The organism is Pseudomonas sp. PME37.24/025 (genome assembly GCF_055556615.1).
Genome location: NZ_JBVHNK010000012.1, coordinates 246758 through 258681 on the forward strand (window position 1 = coordinate 246758; position 11924 = coordinate 258681).

Consider the following 11924-nt stretch of genomic DNA (forward strand, 5'->3'; position numbering starts at 1 on the left):
AGCGTTACTTCCACAGCTGGGCGGCAAACACTACGAGAATGCCGATGGGCGCCACATAGCGCATCAAGAACAGGGACAGAGCGAACAGCACCGGACGACGGATCGACAATTCGTCGCGCACCGCTTCACGCCCCATCACCCAGCCCGCAAACATCACGAAACACAAACCACCGAGTGGCAACATTATCCGCGAGGTGAAGAAATCGATCACACCGAAGAAGTCCAGACCACCGGCGGCTCCCCATTGATAGAGGTGGAACATCCCGCCTTCGTTCACGAAAAACTTGGCTTCCTTCCAGATATTGAAGGAGAACACGGTGCCCAGACCGACGAACCAGCAGGTGAATGCCAGCCAGAAGGTGACCCAGGCGCGGCTGATCTTCGTGCGCTCAACCAGGTAAGCCACCATCGGCTCGAGCAGGGAAATCGCCGAACTCCAGGCCGCAATCGCTACCAGCACGAAGAACACTACGCCCATCAACTGGCCGAACGCTACGTTACCAAAGGCAAATGGCAGGCTGACGAACATCAGGCCAGGACCCTCGCTCGGGTTCAGGCCCGCGGCAAACACAATCGGAAACAATGCCAGACCGGCCACCAGGGAAACGAAGGTATCGAGCAGCGCCACGCCGACCACAGTCCCGGAAATCGACGAATTCTTCGGCATGTAAGCGCCGTAAATCATGATCGAACCGACGCCCACGCTCAGCGAGAAGAACGCGTGGCCCATGGCGGGCAGCAAGCCGTCGAGGACTTTTTCCGGGTGGAAGTCGAACATGAAATGCACGCCCTCCATGAAGTGGCCGGTGGTCATGCTGTAGCCCAGCAGAACGATGACCATCACAAACAGCAGCGGCATCATGATCCGCAGACTGCGCTCCAGGCCAGCGACCACGCCTTTGGCGATCACCACGGCGGAGAGGAGCATAAAAATCGTATGCCAAAGTGTCAGGCGCCATGGGTCGGCGATCACATTGCCGAAATAAGCCCCGACCTGATCAGGCGTGACACCCTGGAAGTCGCCACGACCCATGTCGATGATGTAATCCAGCGACCAGCCGCCGACCACACTATAAAAAGACAGGATCAGCAGCGCCGTGATCATCCCGGCAAATGCGCCCCAGGACCATTTCGCCGAATGCCCCGCTTCCAGCGCCAGGACCTTCAAGGCATTGGCCGGGCTCTGCCGTGCGCGGCGGCCGATCAGGGTTTCGGCCAGCATCACGGGCATACCGATCAGCGCGATACAGGCCAGGAACATCAGCACGAAGGCTCCGCCACCGTAGACGCCGACCATGTAAGGGAATTTCCAGATACTACCCAACCCCACGGCCGAACCGGTCGCGGCGAGTATGAAGACCCAGCGGCTAGCCCAACTGCCGTGGACAGAAACCTTGTCTGTCGACATCGTTATCACGCCCAAGCTTTCAAAAAAGAGGCCGCATTGTCCGGGATTCAATCAACCTGCTCAAGCACGTAGCGCCACCGTAGCCGACTTGCTTGCAACTCCCTATAATGCCGCCCCTATGGCTAAACAGAAGAAACACCCAACAGGGACCATCGCGCAGAACAAAAAGGCGCGACACGATTACTTCATCGAGCATAAGTTCGAGGCTGGTCTGGTCCTGGCCGGCTGGGAAGTAAAAAGTTTGCGGGCAAGCAAGCTACAACTGGTTGACAGTTACGTCCTGCTCAAGGATGGCGAAGCCTGGCTGCTCGGCAGCCACATTACGCCGCTGATGACTGCCAGCACCCACGTCATCGCTGATCCGACCCGCACCCGGAAATTGCTGCTCAACCGGCGCGAGCTGGAAAAGCTGGCCGCTGCCGTGCAGCAAAAAGGTTATGCCTGCGTGTGCCTGTCCTGGTACTGGAGCAAGCACATGGTCAAGTGCGAGATCGCTCTGGGCAAGGGTAAGAAGGAATACGACAAGCGTGATACCGAACGCGAGCGCGACGCCGGTCGTGAATTGCAGCGCGCGGTGCGGAACAAGGGCAAGGAAGACTAGTTCTTTCGCCTTCAGATCGCTTTCGTCGGAACGCCGCCCGGAGCAAGCCCGCTCCCACATTATTCGTGGATGCCGACATTTATGTGGCAGACCCGAACCTGTGGGAGCGGGCTTGCTCGCGAATGCAATCGTCCAATCACCACAGAACTAACTGACTACATCCCCTTGCGCCGCTCCGCCCGAGCCACGCGCTGCACTTCCTGACGCACCTCTTCCAGCACTTCCTGCACATACAAAATGTGCCGACTGGAAACTTCCCGCGCCTGCTCCGCCCGACCTTCGATAATCGCCAGATACAATTCTCTGTGCTGCGCAATCAGCATGTCGCGGGTTTCGGCACGCTGCTTGTACATGCCGCCGATGTTGGTCACCACGTTGCGCTTGAGCAGGTCGAACAGGCCACGAATGGTGTGCAGCAACACCGCGTTATGACTGGCCTCGGCGATCGCCAGATGGAATTTCGCATCTGCCGCGCCCTCTTCCGCCCGTCCCACTTCGTCATGGCGCGAATAGCAGTCTTGCAACTCGTCGAACGCCGCCGTCAGCCGCTCGCGATCCACGTCCGTGGCGCGCAACGCCGCGTAGTAAGCACAGGATGCTTCCAGCGTATGACGAAACTCCAGCAAATCACGCTGAGCCTCGGGGTTGCTTTCCAGCAGATGAAGCAATGGATCGCTGAACGTCGAGCCCAGGGATTCCACCACATAGTTACCACCACCCTGACGGCTGACCAGCAGACCTTTGGCCGCCAGTTTCTGAATCGCTTCGCGCAACGAAGGGCGTGACACGCCGAACTGCTCGGCCAACGCACGCTCCGCCGGCAGGCGCTCGCCGGCCTTCAACGTACCCTCGAGAATCATTCCTTCGAGTTGCTCGACAATATCGTCAGACAAACGGCGCTGCCGAATCTGATCAAACCCCATCACTCAATTCTCCACGATCCCGGCGGCTCGCCGGGCTCTCTATTCTGGCCTATTGGCGCTGCACCAGCACCTACCAGACGACGCTTGATCGAACAGATCAGGTGCGTTCTGCACCGCTCATTCGACAAAAGTTTTAGGGCGGCAAATTGACACACCGCATATAAGGCTTTTACCCTAGCCAACAGCGATTGTAAATTGGTATTACCAATTATCCAAGAACGCTGACCAGTGCCTGACCAACAACAATTAGGGGCCACCCCATATGCAAACCTGGCAACAGCTCTACAGCCCGCTCGGCAGTCTCGGCGTGTCCGCACTTGCGGCCGTCACCCCCATCGTATTTTTCTTCCTGGCTTTGGCCGTGTTCCGCCTCAAAGGCCACGTGGCCGGCAGCATTACCCTCGCGCTGTCGATTGCCGTGGCAATCTTCGCGTTCCAGATGCCGGTCGATATGGCCTTCGCTGCAGCCGGATATGGCTTCGCCTACGGCTTGTGGCCGATTGCGTGGATCATCGTGGCAGCGGTGTTCCTGTACAAACTGACGGTCAAGAGTGGCCAGTTCGAAGTGATCCGCAGCTCGGTGCTGTCGATCACCGACGACCAGCGCCTGCAAGTGCTGCTGATCGGCTTTTGCTTCGGCGCCTTCCTGGAAGGTGCCGCCGGTTTCGGCGCACCGGTAGCGATTACCGCCGCGCTGCTGGTAGGGCTGGGCTTCAACCCGCTGTATGCCGCTGGCTTGTGTTTGATCGCCAACACTGCGCCGGTGGCCTTTGGCGCATTGGGGATTCCGATCATCGTCGCCGGGCAAGTCACCGGTATAGACGCGTTCAAGATTGGCGCCATGGCAGGTCGGCAACTGCCATTGTTGTCGGTGTTCGTGCCGTTCTGGCTGGTGTTCATGATGGATGGCCTGCGCGGTGTTCGGGAAACCTGGCCTGCCGCACTGGTGGCCGGTTTGAGCTTTGCCGTCACCCAATACTTCACTTCGAACTTCATTGGTCCGGAGCTGCCGGACATCACCTCGGCGCTGGTCAGCCTGATTTCTCTAACCCTGTTCCTGAAAGTCTGGCAGCCAAAACGCGCCGCAGGCGCACACATTGTCGGTGCCGTCTCGGCTTCCGTGGTGTCCAGCGTCGGTGGTTTCGGCCAGAAACGCACCACCGTGGCGTCGCCTTACAGCCTGGGGGAAATTTTCAAAGCCTGGTCGCCGTTTCTAATCCTCACCGTGCTGGTCACGATCTGGACGCTGAAACCGTTCAAGGCCATGTTCGCTGCAGGTGGCTCGATGTATAGCTGGGTGTTCAACTTCGCGATTCCGCACCTGGATCAAATGGTGATCAAGATCGCACCGATCGTGACCGCCCCGACGGCGATGCCGGCGGTGTTCAAACTCGATCCGGTTTCCGCGACCGGCACGGCGATTTTCTTCTCCGCACTGATCTCGATGCTGGTACTGAAGATCAACCTGAGAACTGGTCTTACCACTTTAAAAGAGACCTTTTACGAACTGCGCTGGCCGATCTTGTCCATCGGCATGGTGCTGGCTTTCGCCTTCGTCACCAACTACTCGGGCATGTCGTCGACCATGGCTCTGGTCCTGGCAGGCACGGGGGCGGCATTCCCGTTCTTCTCGCCGTTCCTCGGTTGGCTCGGCGTGTTCCTGACCGGTTCCGATACCTCATCCAACGCGCTGTTCAGTTCGCTGCAAGCAACCACTGCGCACCAGATCGGCGTCAACGACACCTTGCTGGTGGCGGCAAATACCAGCGGCGGCGTGACCGGCAAGATGATTTCACCGCAATCGATCGCCGTGGCCTGCGCCGCGACCGGGCTGGTGGGCAAAGAATCGGATCTGTTCCGCTTCACCCTCAAGCACAGCCTATTCTTTGCAACGATCGTCGGCCTGATCACGTTGGCTCAGGCCTACTGGTTCACCGGCATGCTGGTGCACTAAGAACTACACGCGACACGGAAAAAACCGACGCCGGGTTACGCCCCCGGCGTCAGCTATTCACAACCGGGTCTGCAAGGCTGCTGAAAGCTTCCCTCTCTATATTCAGCAGCCTCAGCGGACGGATAACCGGGACCACCCGGAGACACGCCTGATGAGCGAGCTTTTTTACAACGCTGTGCCGAACGCGACCCGCGTCGCCCCGCCACTGCCCGAACCTCGGCAATATCCCAGCGAAAAACCGTCACGGGTCTACCTGTTCGGGACTTGCGTGGTGGATCTGTTTTACCCGGAAGCCGGGATGGACGCGATTCATCTGCTGGAACGCGAAGGCATTCGTGTCGAATACCCGCAAGGGCAAAGCTGCTGCGGGCAACCGGCCTACACTTCGGGTTACACCGAACAAGCCCGGACCGTGGCGCGCTCGCAACTGGCGCTGTTTGCCGGTGATTATCCGGTGGTGGTGCCGTCGGGGTCTTGCGCGGGCATGTTGCGCGAACACTACGCCGACTTGTTCAAGGACGAGCCGCAAACGCTGAAACAGGTCCAGGCCCTCGCGGCACGGACTTATGAGTTGGCCGAATTTTTGCTGTTTGTCTGCAAGGTGCAACTCAAGGACAGTGGCGAACCGGTAAAAGTGGCATTGCACACGTCGTGCTCGGCACGCCGTGAAATGAACACCCACCTGCACGGCCGTGCGTTGTTGGCGCAGCTAAGCAATGTGGAGCGAGTCGACCATAGCCACGAAAGTGAATGCTGTGGCTTTGGTGGGACTTTCAGCGTCCGTATGCCAGATATTTCCGGCGCGATGGTGGCTGACAAGACCCGGGCGTTGAAGGAATCCGGCGCGCACAAGGTACTCAGTGCCGACTGCGGCTGCCTGATGAACATCAATGGCTCGTTGGAGAAACAGCAGGAAGCATTGCGCGGTCAGCATCTGGCCAGTTTCCTGTGGCAGCGTACCGGGGGTGCCCGATGAGCACCTCCACGCTTATTCCTACGGTCCCCGTAGAAGAAGATTTTCGCGCCAGGGCTCACAAGGCTTTGGCTGACACGCAACTGCGAAACAACTTTCGCACTGCGATGGATTCACTGATGAGCAAACGGGCAGCGTCCTTCAGCGATGCCCACGAAAGAGAACATTTGCGAGCACTGGGCAATGCTGTCCGCGCCCGTGCGTTATCCAAGTTGCCCGACCTGCTCGAGCAGCTTGAACAGAACCTGACCCGCAACGGTGTGACAGTGCACTGGGCGGAAACGGTGGACGAGGCCAATGGCATCGTCTTATCGATCATCCGCGCTCACGAGGCGCGGCAAGTGATCAAGGGCAAATCGATGGTCAGCGAAGAGATGGAGATGAACCATTTCCTCGCTGAACAGGGCATTGAATGCCTGGAATCGGACATGGGCGAGTACATCGTCCAGCTCGACCATGAGAAGCCTTCACACATTATTATGCCGGCGATCCACAAGAATGCCGGCCAGGTCGCGTCCTTGTTCCACGACAAACTTGGCGTGGAGTACACCAAGGACGTAGACCAACTCATTCAGATCGGTCGCAAGGTCTTGCGGCAGAAATTCTTCGAAGCAGACATCGGCGTTTCCGGCGTCAACTTCGCCGTGGCCGAAACCGGCACTCTGTTGCTGGTGGAAAACGAAGGCAACGGGCGCATGTCGACCACAGTGCCCCTCGTACACATTGCCGTCACGGGCATTGAGAAAGTCGTCGAAAACCTGCGGGACGTTGTACCGCTGCTATCACTGCTGACCCGTTCGGCCCTCGGCCAACCGATCACCACCTACGTCAACATGATCTCCGGGCCGCGCAAGGAACATGAACTCGACGGCCCTCAGGAAGTGCACCTGGTATTGCTCGACAACGGTCGCAGCCAAGCCTTCGCCGACAGCGAGTTACGCCAGACCCTGAACTGCATCCGCTGCGGCGCCTGTATGAATCATTGCCCGGTCTACACCCGAATCGGCGGCCACGCCTATGGGGAGGTTTACCCTGGGCCTATCGGAAAAATCATCACCCCGCACATGGTTGGCCTGGCGAAAGTCCCCGACCACCCCAGCGCGTCTTCGTTATGCGGCGCTTGCGGTGAAGTCTGTCCAGTAAAAATCCCGATCCCCGCATTGCTGCGTCGCCTACGGGAAGAGAACGTCAAAGCCCCGGACAGCCCGCATCAAGTGATGCGCGGTCAGGGCAGCAAGTACTCGCGCAAAGAACGGTTTATCTGGAATGCCTGGGCGAAGCTCAATAGCTCACCAACGCTCTATCGTTTGTTCGGCTTTTTCGCCACCCGCCTGCGCGCGCTGACGCCGAGCAACGTCGGCCCGTGGACCCAGAACCACAGCGCACCGAAACCTGCCGCCCGCTCACTGCATGACATGGCCCGCGAGCATTTGGCCAAACAGGGAGACCGCTGATGAGCGCCAAGCAAAATATCCTCGCCAAATTGCGCAACAGTCTGACAGGCACCACGCCGGTGGCTGACAACTTCGATGTCGAACTGGTGACCGAGCCCTACACCTACGCGCCAGAACAACGCATCCCGCAACTGCGCAAACTGATGGAAGCGGTGCACACCGAAATTCATCTGACGTCCGGAGAAGGCTGGCCCGAACTGCTGGCGCAATTGCTGCTGGATCGCCAGTTGCCGAGCCTGTTGATTGCGCCGACAACACCTCACGGTCAACGCATCACTCAGCATTGGGTGAAAAATCCTGGCCTGCCAGCACTCAAAGCCTACGACCGTCCGGTCGAGGAATGGAAAGCCGAGTTGTTCAACGACACCCCGGCCAGCCTGACCACCACCCTCGGCGCGATCGCCGCGACAGGTAGCCTGATTCTCTGGCCGACGCGGGAAGAACCGCGCCTGATGAGTCTGGTGCCGCCAGTGCATTTCGCCCTGCTCAAAGCCAGCGAAATTCGCGACAACTTCTATCAGGTGCAGCAGGAGTTCGAATGGGCTCAAGGCATGCCGACCAACGCCTTGCTGGTGTCCGGCCCGTCGAAGACTGCCGACATCGAACAAATACTGGCCTACGGCGCCCACGGCCCGAAAGACCTGGTCGTTCTGATCCTGGAGGACCAATGAGTCTACCGGTAGCTTTCCTGCGAGATGCGCAGCAACTGATTCCTCAGGCGCGACGTTTCGACGATCCGCTGTCGACCTTGGCCTTCGGCACCGACGCCAGTTTCTACCGGCTGATTCCGAAACTGGTGATCCGCGTCGAGTCCGAAGACGAAGTGGTGGCGCTGCTCAAACTGGCGCAACGGGATCAGGTTCCGGTGACATTCCGCGCCGCCGGTACCAGCCTGTCTGGCCAGGCCATCAGCGATTCGGTGCTGATCGTGCTGGGAGATAACTGGAACGGTCGCGAGATTCGCGGGCAAGGAACACAGATCCGTCTGCAACCGGGCGTGATCGGTGCACAGGCCAACGCCTGGCTCGCACCGTTCGGACGCAAGATCGGTCCGGATCCAGCGTCGATCAACGCCTGCAAAATCGGCGGCATTGTCGCCAACAATGCGAGTGGCATGTGCTGCGGCACGGCGCAAAACACCTATCACACACTGGCCGGGATTCGTCTGGTGCTGGCCGATGGCAGCCGCCTCGATACCGAAGACGCCGCCAGTGTGGCGGCCTTCCGAGAGAGCCACGCCGAGCTGCTGGAACGTCTGGCGACGTTAGGCCGCGAGACCCGCGCCAATGCCGAACTGGCTGCGAAGATTCGCCACAAGTATCGTCTGAAAAATACCACCGGGCTGTCACTCAATGCCCTGGTGGATTTCGACGAGCCTGTGGATATCTTGAGCCACTTGCTGGTGGGCTCCGAAGGCACGCTCGGGTTTATCAGCGCAGTGACCTACGACACGGTAATCGACCATCCGAACAAGGCGTCGGCGCTGATCGTGTTCCCGGATGTAGAAACCTGCTGCAATGCCGTCACTGTGCTGAAAAGCCAACCGGTGTCGGCGGTGGAATTGCTGGACCGTCGCAGCCTGCGCTCGGTGCAGGACAAGCCCGGCATGCCGGCTTTCGTACAACAACTGTCGACCAATGCCTGCGCCCTGCTGATCGAATCCCGCGCCGCCTCTTCCACTTTGCTCCAGGAACAGCTGACGCAAATCATGGCGTCACTGACGGGTTTCCCGGTAGAGAAGCAAGTCGACTTCACCGAAGACCCGGTGGAAAACGCCCGGCTCTGGGCGATCCGCAAGGACACATTCCCTGCCGTCGGCGCAGTGCGCAAAACCGGCACCACGGTGATCATCGAAGACGTGACCTTCCCGGTGGAGCAACTGGCCAGCGGCGTGAACCGCTTGATCGAGCTGTTCGACAAGCATCACTACGATGAAGCGATCCTTTTCGGACACGCCCTGGAAGGCAATCTGCACTTCGTCTTCACCCAAGGCTTCAACAGCGCGGAAGAAGTCGCACGCTACCAGGCGTTCATGGACGACGTGGCGCAATTGGTGGCCGTTGAATTCGGCGGCTCGCTGAAGGCCGAACACGGCACCGGTCGCAACATGGCGCCCTTCGTCGAACTGGAATGGGGCAGCGACGCTTACCAGTTGATGTGGCAGCTCAAACGCCTGCTTGACCCTAACGGCATTCTCAACCCGGACGTGGTGCTCAGCGACGATCCGCAGATCCACCTCAAGCACCTGAAACCGTTGCCGGCCGCCGATGAGATTGTGGATAAGTGCATTGAGTGCGGCTTCTGCGAACCGGTGTGCCCGTCGAAAGGCCTGACCTTGAGCCCACGCCAACGCATCGTGATCTGGCGTGACATTCAAGCGAAGAAACGCGCTGGCACAGACACCGCCGAACTGGAACAGGCCTACGAATACCAGGGGATCGATACATGCGCCGCCACGGGCCTGTGTGCACAACGTTGCCCTGTAGGAATCAACACCGGTGAGCTGGTGAAAAAGCTCCGGGGCCGCAAAGCAACGCATACGAAAACCACCAACTGGATTGAAGGAAATTTCGCCACCACATTGCAAGGCGCACGCTTCACCCTGCACGTTGCCAATGGTGCGCGGATGCTGTTGGGAGCGCCACGTTTGGCAAAGCTGTCGGCATCGCTGACACGGTTGTCCAAGGGTCAGGTTCCACAATGGACCAACGCCATGCCGCAACCGGAAAGAGCCATTCGCTTCAGCCCGACGGTGTCGGACGAGCGGCCTCGGGTGGTGTACCTGGCGGCGTGTGTATCGCGGGTCATGGGTCCGGCGGCGGGTGATAAAGAGCAAATGTCGCTGTACGAAAAAACCCGTGGTCTGCTGGAAAAAGCCGGTTACCAGGTAGTCTTTCCCGACAATCTGGACAACCTCTGCTGCGGTCAGCCATTCGCCTCCAAAGGCTACGCCGAACAGGCCGAACACAAGCGTCAGGAACTGATCGGCGCACTGCTGCACGCCAGCCGCGGCGGGCTCGACCCGATCTATTGCGACACCAGCCCCTGCACCTTGCGGCTGGTTCAGGACTTGGGCGATGTGCGACTGGACCTGTACGACCCGGTGCGTTTCATCCGCACGCACTTGATGGATCGTCTCGATTTCACCCCCCAGGAAGCACCGATCGCGGTACACGTCACGTGCAGCACTCAGCATCTTGGCGAGAGCCAGGCGTTGATCGATCTTGCGCGCAAATGCAGTAAAAACGTGGTCATCCCGGAAGGCATTCACTGCTGCGGTTTTGCCGGTGACAAGGGCTTCACCACCCCGGAATTGAATGCCCATTCGTTACGCACGCTCAAAGACGCGGTACAACAATGCAGTGAGGGGATTTCTACCAGCCGTACCTGTGAGATCGGTCTGACGCAACACGGTGGAATTGACTACCACGGACTGGTCTACCTCGTGGACCGGGTCACTCAAGCCAGAGCGGTCTGACACCGAAGCACCAAAAGAAGGGGCAATAACGCCTAATGCGCAATACCTGTGGGAGCGGGCTTGCCCGCGAAGACGGCGGCACAGTCAACATTGATGTCGCCTGACACACCGCTTTCGCGAGCAAGCTCGCTCCCACAGGTTCCGCGTCTTAACTGACTGGCATCAGGCCTTTTTGCCCCTTTTTCGCCCCCGCCTCCCGGAAAATTCTTTCACTCCCTCGCCAGCAAAAACAGAACCCTTGCACGCCGTCACAGTCCATTTGTTAAGCCCCAATCAGCGTGGCCCAATCCCCACCCCCGTTCCAGGAGATACCCATGAAGCGTTCCGCCCTGGCTGGACTGCTCATCGCTACAACAATGCTGGCCTCCTCCGCATACGCCTCAAACGATAGCGATCAATGCGTAATGAAGCTCCAGGAAGTCAATAACAAGCTGTCCAGCACCACCACGCTGGACGCCGCCACCAAAGGTGTCGTGATCACCAAAGCCGAACAAGCCAAGGCCGCCCACGCCGCCAACAATGACAGAGAGTGTGTATCCCTGACGCAGCAGGCGCTTCAGGACATTCAAAGCCACATGAATAGCCATTAGGGCCGGGCCAGAGCCAATCCGGCGCTGGCCGTGACGCGCAGGTAAGGACAGAAGGTCGACTCGCCGCGCGCATTGGCGTACACTGCGCTTGCCTGCTGGTTACACACAGCAGGTTCGGGGCCGTTTAGGATTCGACGCCGGTTGCGAAACTTTAGGTGCATGCCGAGTTGGTAACAGAACTCGTAAATCCACTGTTGCAACTACTTATAGTTGCCAATGACGAAACCTACGGCCAGGAATTCTCTCTCGCTGCGTAAGCAGCCTTAGATCCTGAGCTTCTGGTACCTTCGGGTCCAGCAATCACCAGGGGATGTCTGTAAACCCAAAGTGATTGTCATATAGAACAGAATCGCCGTGCAGTACGTTGTGGACGAAGCGGCTAAAACTTACACAACTCGCCCAAAGCACCCTGCCCGTCGGGTCGCTGAGGGTTAACTTAATAGACACGGCTACGCATGTAGTACCGACAGCGGAGTACTGGCGGACGGGGGTTCAAATCCCCCCGGCTCCACCAATCCGAAAACGACAAAGCCCGCCAAGTGC

At 58.9% G+C, this 11924-nt stretch carries 9 protein-coding genes and 1 other RNA gene; 8 read left to right on the plus strand and 2 right to left on the minus strand.

From position 1 onward, the window contains the following. Positions 1–4: 4 nt before the first annotated feature. Positions 5–1408, minus strand: a complete 1404-nt coding sequence (locus ACZ3HH_RS22490) for a sodium-dependent transporter (RefSeq protein WP_465807783.1) — start codon at positions 1406–1408, stop codon at positions 5–7. A 118-nt stretch (positions 1409–1526) separates the two neighbouring features. Here ACZ3HH_RS22490 and smpB point away from each other — a divergent pair, with 118 nt between their 5' ends. Beyond that, the gene (gene smpB, locus ACZ3HH_RS22495) at positions 1527–2009 is read left to right on the plus strand and encodes an SsrA-binding protein SmpB (RefSeq protein WP_007900551.1); all 483 of its coding nucleotides are present in this window, start codon (positions 1527–1529) and stop codon (positions 2007–2009) included. Positions 2010–2164: 155 nt separating this feature from the next. On the opposite strand, the gene ACZ3HH_RS22500 is transcribed toward smpB, so the two are convergent. After that, positions 2165–2932, minus strand: a complete 768-nt coding sequence (locus ACZ3HH_RS22500) for a GntR family transcriptional regulator (RefSeq protein ID WP_030128095.1) — start codon at positions 2930–2932, stop codon at positions 2165–2167. A gap of 262 nt (positions 2933–3194) precedes the next feature. Between ACZ3HH_RS22500 and ACZ3HH_RS22505 the strand changes: the two genes are divergently transcribed. From ACZ3HH_RS22505 to ssrA, 7 genes are all read left to right on the plus strand, one after another. Then, entirely contained in the window at positions 3195–4886 is a 1692-nt protein-coding gene (locus tag ACZ3HH_RS22505) for a lactate permease LctP family transporter (protein WP_465807785.1), read from the plus strand. Between the two features lie 151 nt (positions 4887–5037). Continuing rightward, positions 5038–5862 carry a (Fe-S)-binding protein gene (locus ACZ3HH_RS22510; RefSeq protein WP_465807787.1) on the plus strand — a complete coding sequence of 275 codons (825 nt, stop codon included), beginning with the start codon at positions 5038–5040 and terminating at the stop codon, positions 5860–5862. Next, complete coding sequence (locus ACZ3HH_RS22515) at positions 5859–7313, plus strand: LutB/LldF family L-lactate oxidation iron-sulfur protein (RefSeq protein WP_465807789.1); 1455 nt, start codon at positions 5859–5861, stop codon at positions 7311–7313. The genes ACZ3HH_RS22510 and ACZ3HH_RS22515 overlap by 4 nt, the downstream gene beginning before the upstream one ends. Beyond that, entirely contained in the window at positions 7313–7984 is a 672-nt protein-coding gene (locus ACZ3HH_RS22520) for a LutC/YkgG family protein (protein ID WP_465807791.1), read from the plus strand. The genes ACZ3HH_RS22515 and ACZ3HH_RS22520 overlap by 1 nt, the downstream gene beginning before the upstream one ends. Beyond that, positions 7981–10791 (plus strand): FAD-binding and (Fe-S)-binding domain-containing protein, encoded by a 2811-nt coding sequence (locus ACZ3HH_RS22525; RefSeq protein WP_465807793.1) that lies wholly within the window; start codon positions 7981–7983, stop codon positions 10789–10791. Before ACZ3HH_RS22520 ends, ACZ3HH_RS22525 begins: the two co-directional genes overlap by 4 nt. A gap of 314 nt (positions 10792–11105) precedes the next feature. Beyond that, complete coding sequence (locus ACZ3HH_RS22530; RefSeq protein WP_465807795.1) at positions 11106–11381, plus strand: hypothetical protein; 276 nt, start codon at positions 11106–11108, stop codon at positions 11379–11381. A 116-nt stretch (positions 11382–11497) separates the two neighbouring features. Then, positions 11498–11895: a transfer-messenger RNA gene (gene ssrA / locus ACZ3HH_RS22535) on the plus strand. The last annotated feature ends 29 nt before the right edge of the window (positions 11896–11924 follow it).